Source organism: Streptomyces sp. NBC_00122, from assembly GCF_045160845.1.
Classification (GTDB): Bacteria; Actinomycetota; Actinomycetes; order Streptomycetales; family Streptomycetaceae; genus Streptomyces.
This window is the reverse complement of sequence record NZ_CP108191.1, coordinates 3,936,161-3,949,888: the sequence shown is the minus strand read 5'-3', so window position 1 is coordinate 3,949,888 and position 13,728 is coordinate 3,936,161. Positions and strand designations below refer to the sequence as shown.

The following is a 13,728-nucleotide window of genomic DNA, read 5'->3' as shown; positions in this document are numbered from 1 at the left end:
CCGCCGGGCAGGCGTCGTCTTACCGCCTTGCGGGAACACGAGGGGGTTTACGAACAGCCGCAGACCAGGACGAATATGCGTATGTCAGCCGATCGAGCCGACGATCTCAGCCCCGCGGCCCGACGCCTCTACGCGTACGCGGTCGAACGGAACGCCTTCGACGCGGCCGAGGCCACCGAAGCCCTGGGCGTGCGCGCGGCCGTCGCGATCACCGAGCTGGCCGCCGCGCACCTGCTCCAGCGGGCGCCGGGCGGCGGGCCCGACCGGTGGAGCGCGGTGGCGCCGCGTGCCGCGGCGGCCCGGGCGCTGGCCCCGCTGGCCCTGCTCGTGCGGGAGACCCACGACGAGATGGACCGGCTGCGGGGGCGGCTGGAAACGCTGGTGCCGGCGTACGAGGCGGGGACCGCGCACCGGGACCTGTGCGGTTCGGGGCGCCTGGAGCTGGTGACCGACCTCGGCACGGTACGGGGACTGATCGCGGAGCTGGCCGCGGCGTGCGAGCGGGAGCTGCTGACCTCGCAGCCGGGCGGGGGCCGGCCGCTGGAGACGCTGGAGGAGTCGATCGGGCGGGACGAGTCGCTGCTGGCTCGCGGGGTCCGGATGCGCACGATCTACCAGCACACGGCGCGGTACTCGCGGCCGACGGCGGCTGGGGGCACCTCCCAGCGGTAGCTGGGGGAGTCGAGCGGGTGACGGCGCTGGGCGCGCAGGTACGGACACTGGGCGACGGGCTGATGCGGATGCTGGTCTTCGACGACCACACGGGCCTGATGGCGGTACCGGACCGCAGCGGGGCGGCGCTGGTGGTGCGCGAACCGAATGTCGTGCACTTCATGACGGCGGCCTTCGAGCGGTCCTGGGTGGGGGCGGAGCCCTTTCCGGTGACGGTGAGTCCGGAGGCGGCGCGGTCGATCTCGGACGAGCTGCGGCAGACGATCGTACGGCTGCTGTCGGAGGGGCTGGAGGACAAGGTGATCGCGCGGCGGCTCGGCATGCCGGAGCGGACCTGCCAGCGGCACATCGCCGGGATCATGCGGACCGTCGGCGCCAAGTCCCGCTTCCAGGCGGGCTACTTGCTCTCCGCCCAGCCGCCGCCCCAGGTGTCCGGCTAGACGGGCGGCTCCAGTTCGGGGATCAGGCGGCCGCGGCGGGAGAGCAGGAAGCGTTTGAACTCCGCCACCGGAGGGGTGTCGGGGTGGCCGTCGAGCCAGGCGAGGCCGATCTCGCGGACGGCGCGCGGGGCGGTGACCGTCAGCTCGACGACGCCGGGACGGGCCACGGCCGGAGGCGGCAGGAGGGCGACGCCGAGGCCTGCGGCGACCAGGCCGCGCAGGGTCTCGGCCTCCTCGCCCTCGAAGGCCACGCGGGGGGTGAAGCCGGCCTCCGCGCACAGGTCGTCGGTGATGCGGCGCAGACCGTAGCCGGGCTCCAGGGTGACGAAGGTTTCCTCGGCGGCCTCGGCGAGGCGGATGCGCTTGCGGCCGGCGAGGCGGTGGTCGTCGGGGACGACGAGGCGCAGGCGCTGTTCGTCGAGGCGGCGGGCGACGAGGTCGGGGGCGTCGGGCAGGGGTGAGGTGAGGCAGAGGTCGAGCTCGCCCGCGCGCAGTCGCTCCAGCATGGCCTCGCCGTAGTTCTGGACGAGGGAGAAGCGCACGCGCGGGTGGTCGGCGCGGAAGGCGCGGATGAGGCCGGGTACGGTCTCGGAGCCCAGGGTGTGCAGGAAGCCGAAGGCGACCTTGCCGGAAGCCGGGTCGGCGTCCTGCTGGACGGATTCGGCGGCTCGGGCGATCCCGTCCAGGGCCTGCTCGGTGGAGGCCAGGAAGGTGCGGCCCGCCGTGGTGAGGGCGACGGTGCGGCCCTTGCGGGCGAACAGCGTGACGCCCAGGTCCTGTTCGAGACGGACCATGGCCCGCGACAGGGTGGACTGCGGGACGCCCAGTTCGTGGGCGGCCCGGGTGACGTGCTCGTGCCGGGCGACGGCCGCGAAGTACGCGAGGCGCGGGGCCAGCAAACGTGTCACCGACACGTCTTCTTCGTAACGGTTCATCGACATGCGCCGCCCTGAGCTGTACTGATGCGTGAGTGGATCGATTATCGCGATTCTGTGCATTGGACGCATGAAAAACACGGGCCTACCTTCGAGGCATGTCTCCCGCTCATACCGGGGCACCCGTCATCCCGGGTGCCTCCACCGCGTCGTTCCCGGCCTCCGAGACCACCACCCCTGAGGGCCGTGAGCCCGGCCGTCCCGGCTACCGCCGGATGAGCCTCGCGCTCTTCGCCGCCGGACTCGCCACCTTCGCCCTCCTCTACTCCACCCAGGCGCTGCTGCCCGCGTTCTCCGACGGCTTCGGGGTGACGGCGGGTCAGGCCAGCTGGACGGTGTCCGCGGCCACCGGCGCGCTCGCGCTGTTCGTCCTGCCGCTCAGCGCGCTGTCCGAGCGGTTCGGGCGCACCCGGATGATGACCTGGTCGATGGCGGTGGCCGTGGGCGTCGGCCTGCTGGTGCCCTTCGCGCCGAGCCTGGACTGGCTGGTGGCGCTGCGCGCCGTCCAGGGCGCGGCGATCGCCGGGATCCCGGCCTCCGCGATGGCGTACCTGGCGGAGGAGGTCAAGCCGAAGGCCCTGGTCGGGGCGATCGGCCTGTTCGTCGCGGGCAATTCCATCGGCGGCATGAGCGGTCGCATGGTCACCGGCTGGGCGGCGCAGCTGGGCGGCTGGCGGGTCGGTCTGCTGGCCGTCGGGCTGATGGCGCTGGCCTGCGCGGCGGCGTTCCTGGTGCTGCTGCCCCGGGCGCGGTTCTTCCGTCCGGCGTCGCTGAACCCGCGCGCGGTGGGCCGTACGGTCGCCGGTCACCTGCGCGATCCGCTGCTGCTGCGGCTGTACGGGATCGGCGCGCTGTTCATGACCGTCTTCGGCGCCGTGTACACCGTCATCGGCTACCGCCTGGTGGACGAGCCGTTCTCGCTCGGGCAGGGCGTGATCGGGTCGATCTTCCTGATCTACCTGGTCGGTACGGTCTCCTCGGCCGCCGCCGGGCAGCTCGTGGCCCGCACGGGCCGCCGGGGCGCGCTGTACCTGGCGGTGACCACCACGGCGCTGGGGCTGCTGCTGTCGCTGTCCGACTCCCTGGCCGCGGTCCTGACCGGCCTGGTCCTGATCACGGCGGGCTTCTTCGCCGGGCACGCGGTGGCTTCCGCCGCGGTGAGCCGGACCGCGAAGTCGGGCCGCGCGCAGGCCTCAGCGCTCTACCAGTCCGCGTACTACCTGGGCTCCAGCGCGGGCGGCACCCTGGGCGCGCTCGCCTACCACTCCGCCGGCTGGGCGGCCACGGTCGGCATCGCGCTGCTGGCCGTCCTCGGCGTCGTCTCGATCACGCTGTACGGGTCCCACGCGGCCCGCGTGGAACGGCGGATGCCGGGTCCGGCTGTGGCCGCGCGCTGAAGAACTCGCCGGGAAAGGCGAGAAATACGTCCCCCTCTCCTGCAACTCGCGCTGGTTTCCGGGCATTCAACACGGAGACGTTCACGCGAAGGGGAGGACCGGATGGGGACGCTGACGACGCACCTGCGCGCGGGGCGACGGGCTGCCGCGGTGTTCGGCGGGGCGGTGGCGCTCGCGCTGCCGATGGTGGTCGCGGGCGGCGGAGCGGCGCGGGCCGCCTCCTGCAACCTCGGCACCGGGCCGTACCAGCGGCAGGTGGAACAGTTCCTGGGGCGGCCGGTGGACGGCAGGCAGTCGGCGGCCGACTGCACGGCCATCAGGGCCTTCCAGGCGAGCCACGGGATCACCCCGACCCAGGGCTACGCCGGGCCGCTGACCTGGCAGACGATGAGCACCATGCTGGCGCAGCGGGCGGCCGGCACCACCCCCAACAAGGCCGGCGCCTGCCCGGTGGACCGGGGGCGCATCGCCTGCGTCGACCTGACGCGGCAGCTCAGCTGGATCCAGGACGGCGCCGCCTTGAAGTACGGCCCCGTCCCGGTCCGCACGGGCAAGGACGGCACGGAGACCCGGACCGGCCTGAAGAAGATCTACTACCGGAGCATCGACCACTGGTCGACGATCTACGACGTGGCGATGCCGTACGCGCAGTTCTTCGACGGCGGCATCGCGTTCCACTCGACCACCAAGAGCATGTGGAACCCGCCGGGTTCGGGCGGCTGCGTGAACATGCGGCCCGCCGACGCCAAGGCGTACTGGAACCTGCTGGGGAACGGCGAGGACGTCTACGTCTACGGCCGCAAGCCCGGCACGTAGGGCCTGTCCGCCTCCGCCAGGGCCTCCAACCGCCGCAGGCTGACGCGGCGTTGCACGAGGGACAGCCCCGCCACCGCCGCCCCGAGGGCCAGCCAGCCCGCCGGGCCCGCCGTCATCACCGCGCCGGTCAGCAGCAGTGGGCCGGCGGACTTCTGGACGGACTGGGCCATGCCGGCCACGCCGAGGTACGAGGCGCGCGCCTCCCGGGGCGCGAGGGAGACCGCCAGCTCCCAGGAGCTCACCGAGCGCATCAGCTCTGCCGCCGTGGCCAGGACCGCCGCGGCGAGCAGGGCCGCCGAGGCGGTCCAGATCCCGCCGCCGGTGGCGGTGGCCAGGAGGACGCAGCACGCGAGCGTCGTCAGCCCGTACGCGGCGACGGCCGCCGCCGCCTGGCGGGGGCCCTGGACCTTCGCCGACACGCGCAACTGCAGGGCGACGACGAGCACGGTGTTGATGACCAGGAACGCCGGGACCAGGGCGTGCGGCGCCGTGGTGTGGTGCACCAGCCACAGCGGCAGGCCGACGCCGAGGATCGAGTCGTCCAGGTTCATCGGGATGTCCAGCAGGGCGAACCGGAGGTAGCCGCGGTCCCGCCAGGGACCGCGCCCGGCCGCCCCGGCCGGCCCGGGCCCTGCGGCCTCCCCGCCCGCCGCCTGCGGAGCGGCATCGCCGGGCCGTGCCGCCACGAGCCCGCGGCCGCGCGGCTCGCGGGTGCGCCACACCAGGGCCGCGGCCACGAGGAACGACAGCGCGTTGGCCAGGATCAGCACCTGGTAGGCGCCCCGGGTCCCGACGGCGAGGCCGATCGCGGCGAGGCCCGCGCCGAGCGCGTACCCGGCGTTGGCCGAACTGCGCGACAGCGCCTGGTAGGTGGAGCGCCGCTCGCCCGCGACCCGGGTGGCGAAGAGCATCTCCAGCGTCTTGGCCGCCCGGTCGCCCAGGTACGTGACGGCCACCACGAGCAGCAGCACGTCGAAGCGGGTGACCAGCAGCAGCGCGCAGAGGGTCCCGAGCCGGAGCAGGTGGCAGCCGATCAGCAGGGAGCGCACCGGGAAGCGGTCGGCGAGGTGGCCCGCCAGAGGTGATCCGGCGATGCCCGCCACTCCTGCCGCGCCCACCAGCAGGCCCAGCTGCCCGGCGTCGAGTCCGACCACTAAGGTGAAGTACAGGATGGAGGACGCGGCCCATACGCCCGTACCGGCGCGGTCCAGCAGCTGGGCGAGCAGCATGATCCGCGCGTCGCGGCCTCCCGGCGGTCGGCGCAGCTGCGCCAGCAGGCCGGGCTCCCCCCGCCGCGCCTTCCGTGTCTCCGTGCCGCGCCGCATCCCGGGCCTCCCCCTCCGCAGTCCATGTATCTCGATATCGAGATACATGGCGGAAGCCTGCCCCACATCAATCTTGACGTCAAGATACTTGATATCGATAGACAATCCCGTCCCGCTGCGACTGTCAGACCCCTCCGGTAGTTTCCGAAGTACCGGGAACTACCAGGGGGATGAACGGACATGAGCGACCTCGCCACCAGCACGGACCTGGACACCGCGCTGGACCGCTACCGGGTCGAGCTGACGGGGTACTGCTACCGGATGCTCGGCTCGTCCTTCGACGCCGAGGACGCGGTGCAGGACACGTACATCCGTGCCTGGCGCAGCTTCGAGAAGTTCGAGGGCCGCTCGTCGCTGCGGTCGTGGCTGTACCGGATCGCCACCAACGTCTGCCTGGACCTGCTGAACGCGGGGAACAAGCGCGCCCGGCCGATGGACCTGTCAGCCCCGCAGCACCAAGCCTCCGCCGTGCTGAACGAACGGCCCGAGGTGACCTGGCTGGAGCCGGTGCCGGACGGGCGGGTCCTGCCGCAGACCGCCGACCCTGCGGAGATGGCCCTCGCCAAGGAATCCGTACGGCTGGCGTTCGTCGCGGCCCTCCAGCACCTGCCGGCCAAGCAGCGGGCGGTGCTGATCCTTCGTGAGGTGCTGGCCTGGAAGGCGGACGAGGTCGCGACGCTGCTGGACACCACGGTGGCCTCGGTGAACAGCGCCCTGCAGCGGGCCCGGGCCACGCTGGCCGGCAGCCGGATCCGCGAGAGCGAGGCCGCCGACCCGCTGGACGCGGACCAGGCGAAGCTGCTGGAGCAGTACCTGACCGCCTTCGAGGCGTACGACATCTCGCGGCTCACCACGCTCCTGCACGAGGACGCGGTGCTGTCGATGCCGCCGTTCGACCTGTGGCTCCAGGGCCACGCGGACATCGCGGCCTGGCACCTGAACCAGGGCATCGGCTGCAAGGGCTCCCGCCTGATCCCGACCACGGCGAACGGCATGCCGGCCTTCGGCCAGTACCGGCCGGCCGCCTCGGGGAGGGGCCACACCCCGTGGGCGCTCCAGGTGCTGGAGATCTCAGACGGCAAGATCGTCGGGCTCAACGCCTTCCTGGACACCGCCCGGTGGTTCCCGCTCTTCGGCCTCCCCGAGCAGCTCGACGAGTCCTACGAGGTCCAGCAGGGCACGTAGGGCCGGCGGCGCCCCGGTGATCCGGAAGGGCCGGGCCCCGGCGGTCAGCCGCAGCCGGGCCAGGACCTCCACGGCGGCCAGGCCCGGCGCGGTGACGGCCGCCGCGTCGCACACCACGGCGGACGCCCCGCTGTCGTACAGCAGGGCGAGCCGGGCACACAGCCGGGCCGTTTCCTGCGCGGTCGGAGCCGGCCCGGGCAGCACGAGTCGCATGATCTCCACGAGGGGATGACTCCGCCGTGGCCCGGAACTCATCGGCGCAGGGGAATCGCCTCAGGGGGTGGGGAAGAGGGACGTGTCGAGGTCGACGCCGAAGGGCGCGGGCAGCCGGAAGGTGTCGCCGAACTTGCCGGCCTGGAGCACCCGGTAGACGGCGTCACTGGGCTCTCCGTACAGCGTGACCGTCGGGCCGCCTCCGGCGAACGCATCGATGAGGAGGTACAGCGGAACACCAGCCTGCGCGTATCCGGCAACCTTCGCGATGCGGTCGTGCGATGCATTCGAAGGGGATGTGATCTCGACAACGAGTTCCGCAGCGGCGGCGGGCACGTAGTACACGGACTCGGACTCGGAGAGGACCTCCGTCGGCATCACCAGAAGGTCCGGGATGAACATGCCTTTGCGGGACGGGACCGCCACACTCTGCGTCTGGTAGATGCCCCCATCGTCGGGGAGGACCGAGTAGAGCTTGCGCTGCACCTCTCCGGCGATGAGGTTGTGTTGGTTGGCAGGCGTGGGCGCCACGGTGATGATCCCCTCGATGATCTCCACCTTGCAGCCCTCCGGCCAGTCCGTCTCCTCCCAGAGACGGACAAGCGCGTCCCAGCTGTCGCCACCGCGTGGCTCATGCTGGACGGTGAGTGCGCTCATGGAATGCTCCTCAATCGGTTCGTCACCGATCCCAGCATGCCGAACGGGACCGGCAAGGGTCTACCGGTCCCGTTCATCCGAAGGAGAAGCCGCAGGTCAGGCGATGCGGTCCAAGACGATCGGCGTGGCGGAGAACGAGGTGCCCGCCGGGGCGATGTCGTACGTGCCCTCCAGCGAGGCCAGGGCGTACTCGAACTTCTCCGGGGTGTCCGTGTGCAGGGTCATCAGCGGCTGGCCCGCCGTCACCGTGTCACCCGGCTTCGCGTGCAGCTCGATGCCGGCGCCGGCCTGCACCGGGTCCTCCTTGCGGGCGCGGCCGGCACCCAGGCGCCAGGCGCCCACGCCCACGCCGTACGCGTCCAGGCGCGTCAACACACCCGACTCGGGGGCGGTAACGACGTGCTGCTCGCGCGCGACCGGCAGCGCCGCGTCCGGGTCGCCGCCCTGGGCCGCGATCATCCGGCGCCAGTGGTCCATCGCGGAACCGTCGGCCAAGGCCTTCGCCGGGTCGGCGTCCTTGATGCCCGCCGCGTCCAGCATCTCCTTGGCCAGCGCGATGGTCAGCTCGACCACGTCGGCGGGGCCGCCGCCCGCGAGGACCTCCACCGACTCGCGGACCTCCAGCGCGTTTCCGGCGGTCAGGCCCAGCGGCGTGGACATGTCCGTCAGGAGGGCGACGGTCTTGACGCCCGAGTCGGTGCCGAGGCCCACCATGGTCCGCGCCAGCTCGCGCGCGTCCTCGATGTTCTTCATGAAGGCGCCGCTGCCGACCTTGACGTCCAGGACGAGCGAGCCCGTACCCTCGGCGATCTTCTTCGACATGATCGAGGAGGCGATCAGCGGGATGGCCTCGACCGTGCCCGTCACGTCGCGCAGGGCGTAGAGCTTCTTGTCAGCCGGGGCCAGGCCGTCGCCCGCCGCGCAGATGACCGCTCCGGTGGTGTCCAGGACGTGCAGCATCTCCTCGTTGGAGAGCAGCGCGCGCCAGCCGGGGATGGACTCCAGCTTGTCGAGGGTGCCGCCGGTGTGGCCGAGCCCGCGGCCCGACAGCTGCGGAACGGCCGCGCCGCAGGCGGCGACGAGCGGGGCCAGCGGCAGCGTGATCTTGTCGCCGACGCCACCCGTGGAGTGCTTGTCGGCGGTCGGGCGGGAAAGGGAGTCGAAGTTCATGCGCTCACCGGACGCGATCATCGCGGCGGTCCAGCGGGCGATCTCGGCCCGGTTCATCCCGTTCAGGAGGATGGCCATCGCCAGCGCCGACATCTGCTCGTCGGCGACGACACCGCGCGTGTACGCGTCGATGACCCAGTCGATCTGCTCGGGGCTCAGCTCACCGCGGTCCCGCTTGGTCCGGATGACGGAGATGACGTCCATGAAGTGCTTCCTTCTACGCGCATAGAGAGAGGGGGTCGGGGAAGTACGACGGCCCTTCGCCCCGCGGGGCGAAGGGCCGTCGACACGGCTATCTCAAGTGGTCCGGCCCGAAGGCCTGGGGCAGCATGTCCGCCAGCGGGAGGATCCCCTTGGGGGTCTCCACCAGCAGTTCCGGTCCGCCGAATTCGAACAGTAGCTGGCGGCAGCGGCCGCACGGGACGAGGATCTCGCCCCGGCCGTCGACGCAGGTGAAGTGCGTCAGCCGGCCTCCGCCCGTGGCCTGCAGGGAGGAGACCAGGCCGCACTCGGCGCACAGGCCGAGCCCGTAGCTCGCGTTCTCCACGTTGCAGCCGACGACCGTGCGGCCGTCGTCGACGAGCGCGGCGACACCGACCGGGAAGCCCGAGTACGGGGCGTACGCCCGGGACATCACGTCCCGGGCCGCCTGGCGCAGGGCTTCCCAGTCGACGGCGTGCACCGCCGTCACTTGCCCTGGCCCTTGCGGTACGGCAGGCCGTCCGCCTTCGGCATGCGCAGGCGCTGCGCGGAGAGCGCGAGCACGAGCAGCGTCGTCAGGTACGGGGCCGCGTCCACGAACTGGCTCGGCACCGAGTCGGTCGTCGCGTACCAGAGGAACAGCAGCGCGGCGAAGACCGCCGAGACACCGGCCTGGACGTACTTCTTCTTGTACAGCTGCCAGGCACCGACGAGCAGCAGCAGGATCGCGATCAGCAGCAGCATCGCGTGGACGTTCTGGGCGCCACCGCGCAGCTTGAGGCTGTCGATGAAGCCGAACAGGCCCGCACCGAGCGCCATGCCGCCCGGCATCCAGTTACCGAAGATCATCGCGGCGAGACCGATGTAACCGCGGCCGCCGGTCTGGCCCTCCTGGTAGATGGGGCTGGCGACGATCGACAGGAACGCGCCGCCGAGGCCCGCGAGCCCGCCGGAGACGATCACCGCGATGTACTTGTACTTGTAGACGTTGACGCCGAGGGACTCGGCGGCGACCGGGTTCTCACCGCAGGAGCGCAGCCGCAGGCCGAAGGTCGTGCGCCACAGCACCCACCAGGTGCCGGGGATCAGCAGCAGCGCGACGACGGTCAGCAGCGACAGCTCGGTGACCAGGCCGCCGATGACGCCGGCGAGGTCCGAGATGAAGAACCAGTGCTTGCCCTGCAGATCGGCCATCCAGTCCGAAAGCCCTGGCACGGTGATCTTGTAGATCGGCTCGACCTGCGGGGACTGCTTGGAGGAGCCGCCCGGGGCGTCGGCGAAGGTGAAGTTCGACAGGTACTGGGTGAAGCCCAGCGCCAGGATGTTGATGGCCACACCGGAGACGATGTGGTTGACGTTGAAGGTGACCGTGATGATCGCGTGGAGCAGGCCGCCGATGGCGCCGCCGATGACACCGGCGAGAACACCGGTCCACGGGCCCCACTGGAAGCCGGCCCAGGCACCGAACCAGGTGCCGAGGATCATCATGCCTTCGAGGCCGATGTTGACGACGCCCGAGCGCTCGGCCCACAGGCCGCCGAGGCCGGCGAGGCCGATCGGCACCGCGAGGGAGAGGGCGCCGGAGACCTGGCCCGCGGAGGTCAGGTCGTTGGCCCCGCTGATCACGCGGACCAGCGAGAGCAGCGCGAGACCGCCCGCGATGATCAGCATGATCCAGGGCAGGGTGAGCTTCTTGCGGCCGCCCGACTTCTTCGGTGCGGCGGCCGTCGCGGAGACAGTGCTGGTGCTCACGCCGCGACCTCCTTATCGGTCTTGATGGCGTGGCCCGCGGCCAGTTCCTCGCCGACCTTCTGCTGCTGGCGGCGGATGCCGTAACGGCGGATGAGCTCGTACGAGACCACGACCGCGAGCACGATCAGGCCCTTCATGATCGTGCCGATCTCCTTCGCGTACCCGGCCTGGTCGAGCGAGGCGGAGGCCTTGTCGATGAAGGCCATCAGGAACGCGGCGAAGAAGATGCCGACCGGGTTGTTGCGGCCGAGCAGCGCGATGGTGATGCCGGTGAAGCCGACACCGGTCGGGAAGGCCAGGTTGTAGGTGTGCGTCTCGCCCAGCAGCTGCGGCATGCCGGCCAGGCCGGCGACCGCGCCGGAGATGAGCATCGCGGTGATGATCATCTTCTTGGCGTCCACGCCGGAGGCCTGGGCGGCGGTCTCGCTGGCGCCGGTGGCGCGCAGGTCGAAGCCGAAGCGGGTCCGGTTGAGCGCGAACCAGTAGACGATGCCGAGGGCGAAGGCCACGAAGGTGAAGCCGTAGATCTCCAGGCCGTCACCGATCGTCAGGGCCGGGAACCAGCCGGACTCGGCGATGTCGCCGGTCGTCAGGTCGTTGGAGCCCTCCAGCTGGACACCGAGGTTCTTCGTCAGCATCAGCCAGGCGATCAGGCTGGTCGCGATGGCGTTCAGCATGATCGTGGAGACGACCTCGCTCACGCCGCGCTTGGCCTTGAGGACACCGGCGATGCCCGACCAGAAGGCACCGACGAGCATCGCCACGAGGACGATCAGCAGCAGGTGCAGCGGGCCCGGCAGGGTCACGGCCGCGCCGACCACGGCGGAGAGCATCGCCGCGAGGCGGTACTGACCGTCGACGCCGATGTTGAAGAGATTCATCCGGAAGCCGATGGCCACGGCCATGGCCGCCAGGTAGTACGTACCGGCCTGGTTCACGATGAGGACCTGGACGTCCTCGTAGCCGGCGTTCTCCACCATCAGGCGCAGGGGCTCGATCGGGTCGATGCCCGTCGCGGCCAGCACGATCATGGTCAGCAGGAAGGCGCTGACCAGCGCCAGCACCGGCCCGGCGATGCCGAGGATCAGCCGGTCCTTGTCGAATTTCTTCATCGGGCCTCGTCCTCCGGGGCATCGGTACCGGCCTCGGTACCGGCGGCGGAGTGGTTGTCGGTTGCTTCCAGGTGCCCGGAAGCGGCGCCCGTCATGGCGGTGCCGAGCTCCTCCGGGGTGATGGTCGCCGGGTCGGCGTCCGCCACCAGGCGGCCGCGGTACATGACGCGCAGCGTGTCGGACAGGCCGATGAGCTCGTCGAGGTCGGCGGAGATCAGGAGGACGGCCAGGCCCTCACGGCGGGCGTCGCGGATCGCGTCCCAGATCTGCGCCTGCGCACCGACGTCCACACCACGGGTGGGGTGGGCGGCGATGAGGAACTTGGGGTTGTGGCTCATCTCGCGGCCGACGATCAGCTTCTGCTGGTTGCCGCCGGAGAGCGAGGCCGCGGTGACCTCAATGCCGGGGGTGCGCACGTCGTACTCGCGCACGATCCGCTCGGTGTCCTTGCGGGCCGCCTTCAGGTCGAGGATGCCGCGCTTGGAGTTGGGCGCCTCGGTGACGTGGCCGAGGATGCGGTTCTCCCACAGCGGGGACTCCAGCAGCAGGCCGTGCCGGTGGCGGTCCTCGGGGATGTAGCCGATGCCGCCCGTGCGGCGCTCGCGCACCGGGGCCTTGGTGATGTCCCGGCCGTCCAGCGTGATCACGCCCGTGTCGGCGGAGTTCATGCCCATGAGGGCTTCGATCAGCTCGGTCTGGCCGTTGCCCTCGACACCGGCGATGCCGAGGATCTCGCCCTTGTGAATGGTGAAGCTGACGTCGTCCAGCAGGAGACGGCCGGCCTCGACGTGCTCGTAGAGGGCCGAGTCCGCCGGTTCCTGGCGCACCAGGATCTCCGGCTCGGCGACGACGGCGTCGCCCGCGGCGAGCGTCAGGCCCGCCACCTTCAGCATCGGGACGTCCGTCACCGTCGACTCGCGGGTCTCCGGCGAGGGCAGCTCCGCGCCGACCATCAGCTCGGCGAGCTGCTTGGTGGTGGCGGTCTTCGGGTCGGCGGTGCCGACCGTGGTGCCGCGGCGGATGACGGTGATGTCGTCGGCGACCTTCAGCACCTCGCCCAGCTTGTGCGAGATGAAGATGACGGTCAGGCCTTCGGCCTTGAGCTCGCGCAGGTTGTCGAAGAGCGCGTCCACTTCCTGCGGCACGAGCACGGCGGTCGGCTCGTCGAGGATGAGGATCTTGGCACCGCGGTAGAGGACCTTGAGGATCTCCACGCGCTGCCGGTCGGCGACACCGAGGTCCTCGACCAGGGCGTCGGGACGTACGCCGAGGCCGTACGCGTCCGAGATCTCCTTGATCTTCCTGCGGGCCTTGGCACCGATGCCGTACAGCTTCTCGCCGCCGAGAACCACGTTCTCCAGGACCGTGAGGTTGTCGGCGAGCATGAAGTGCTGGTGCACCATGCCGATACCGCGGGCGATGGCGTCGCCGGGGCTGTGGAAGGAGACCTGCTCCCCGTCGACGGCGATGGTGCCCTCGTCCGGCTTCTGCATGCCGTAGAGGATCTTCATCAGGGTCGACTTGCCGGCGCCGTTCTCGCCGATCAAGGCATGGACCGTGCCCTTGCGGACGGTGATCGCGATGTCCTTGTTGGCGACGACGCCGGGGAAGCGCTTGGTGATGCCGTGCAGTTCTACGGCGGGGGGCGGGCTGGACGCGTTGATGACGCACTCTCCTTGGCGCGGAAGGAGCGGAGGCAGGCAGGAGGACAGGGCGGGGAGAGAAAGTATCGCGTCCACGATGCTTCTACGCGCGTAGCACTGTCGGATGTGAAAACTTGAGACCAACTGGCCACAAGCAACACGAACTCTGTTGTGCAGAACGTAGCTCGGGGCCCGGGAGCGGCAAACACC

14 protein-coding genes are annotated in these 13,728 nt (G+C 71.0%); 5 read left to right on the top strand and 9 right to left on the bottom strand.

The genetic code is table 11. The features are described 5' to 3' along the window. The first annotated feature begins 81 nt into the window (after positions 1–81). Together OG737_RS18845 and OG737_RS18840 are read left to right on the top strand one after the other, a co-directional pair. Positions 82–672, top strand: a complete 591-nt coding sequence (locus OG737_RS18845) for a hypothetical protein (RefSeq protein WP_328927289.1) — start codon at positions 82–84, stop codon at positions 670–672. Positions 673–689: 17 nt separating this feature from the next. Further along, the gene (locus tag OG737_RS18840) at positions 690–1,112 is read left to right on the top strand and encodes a helix-turn-helix domain-containing protein (protein WP_328927288.1); all 423 of its coding nucleotides are present in this window, start codon (positions 690–692) and stop codon (positions 1,110–1,112) included. Here the strand turns inward: OG737_RS18840 and OG737_RS18835 are convergent. Then, positions 1,109–2,047 carry a LysR family transcriptional regulator gene (locus tag OG737_RS18835; protein ID WP_328930391.1) on the bottom strand — a complete coding sequence of 313 codons (939 nt, stop codon included), beginning with the start codon at positions 2,045–2,047 and terminating at the stop codon, positions 1,109–1,111. The genes OG737_RS18840 and OG737_RS18835 overlap by 4 nt on opposite strands. Positions 2,048–2,145: 98 nt before the next feature. Between OG737_RS18835 and OG737_RS18830 the strand changes: the two genes are divergently transcribed. Together OG737_RS18830 and OG737_RS18825 are read left to right on the top strand one after the other, a co-directional pair. Next, positions 2,146–3,444, top strand: coding sequence for an MFS transporter (locus OG737_RS18830; protein WP_405921773.1), 1,299 nt, complete (start codon positions 2,146–2,148; stop codon positions 3,442–3,444). Between the two features lie 102 nt (positions 3,445–3,546). Continuing rightward, a complete protein-coding gene (locus OG737_RS18825; protein WP_405678856.1) occupies positions 3,547–4,260 on the top strand; it encodes a L,D-transpeptidase family protein in 714 nt (237 codons plus the stop codon). Here the strand turns inward: OG737_RS18825 and OG737_RS18820 are convergent. Next, on the bottom strand, positions 4,236–5,585 hold the full coding sequence (locus tag OG737_RS18820; RefSeq protein WP_405921772.1) for an MFS transporter: 1,350 nt from the start codon (positions 5,583–5,585) through the stop codon (positions 4,236–4,238). The two genes, OG737_RS18825 and OG737_RS18820, sit on opposite strands and share 25 nt — an antisense overlap. A gap of 180 nt (positions 5,586–5,765) precedes the next feature. On the opposite strand from OG737_RS18820, the gene OG737_RS18815 reads away from it, so the two are divergent. After that, on the top strand, positions 5,766–6,770 hold the full coding sequence (locus tag OG737_RS18815) for a sigma-70 family RNA polymerase sigma factor (protein ID WP_405678860.1): 1,005 nt from the start codon (positions 5,766–5,768) through the stop codon (positions 6,768–6,770). On the opposite strand, the gene OG737_RS18810 is transcribed toward OG737_RS18815, so the two are convergent. The 7 genes from OG737_RS18810 to OG737_RS18780 all read right to left on the bottom strand — a co-directional run bounded on the left by OG737_RS18810 (position 6,657) and on the right by OG737_RS18780 (position 13,539). Then, positions 6,657–6,983: an STAS domain-containing protein gene (locus tag OG737_RS18810; protein ID WP_405681373.1), complete on the bottom strand. Its 327-nt coding sequence runs from the start codon at positions 6,981–6,983 to the stop codon at positions 6,657–6,659. The genes OG737_RS18815 and OG737_RS18810 overlap by 114 nt on opposite strands. A gap of 60 nt (positions 6,984–7,043) precedes the next feature. Continuing rightward, positions 7,044–7,640, bottom strand: a complete 597-nt coding sequence (locus OG737_RS18805; RefSeq protein ID WP_405678862.1) for a Uma2 family endonuclease — start codon at positions 7,638–7,640, stop codon at positions 7,044–7,046. Between the two features lie 96 nt (positions 7,641–7,736). Next, positions 7,737–9,014, bottom strand: a complete 1,278-nt coding sequence (locus tag OG737_RS18800) for a thymidine phosphorylase (protein WP_328927282.1) — start codon at positions 9,012–9,014, stop codon at positions 7,737–7,739. Positions 9,015–9,102: 88 nt separating this feature from the next. Beyond that, positions 9,103–9,501: a cytidine deaminase gene (locus OG737_RS18795; RefSeq protein ID WP_328927281.1), complete on the bottom strand. Its 399-nt coding sequence runs from the start codon at positions 9,499–9,501 to the stop codon at positions 9,103–9,105. Further along, complete coding sequence (locus OG737_RS18790) at positions 9,498–10,763, bottom strand: ABC transporter permease (RefSeq protein ID WP_328927280.1); 1,266 nt, start codon at positions 10,761–10,763, stop codon at positions 9,498–9,500. The genes OG737_RS18795 and OG737_RS18790 overlap by 4 nt, the downstream gene beginning before the upstream one ends. Next, entirely contained in the window at positions 10,760–11,875 is a 1,116-nt protein-coding gene (locus tag OG737_RS18785) for an ABC transporter permease (protein WP_328927279.1), read from the bottom strand. Before OG737_RS18785 ends, OG737_RS18790 begins: the two co-directional genes overlap by 4 nt. Then, positions 11,872–13,539, bottom strand: a complete 1,668-nt coding sequence (locus OG737_RS18780) for an ABC transporter ATP-binding protein (RefSeq protein ID WP_328930389.1) — start codon at positions 13,537–13,539, stop codon at positions 11,872–11,874. The genes OG737_RS18785 and OG737_RS18780 overlap by 4 nt, the downstream gene beginning before the upstream one ends. Positions 13,540–13,728: the final 189 nt, after the last annotated feature.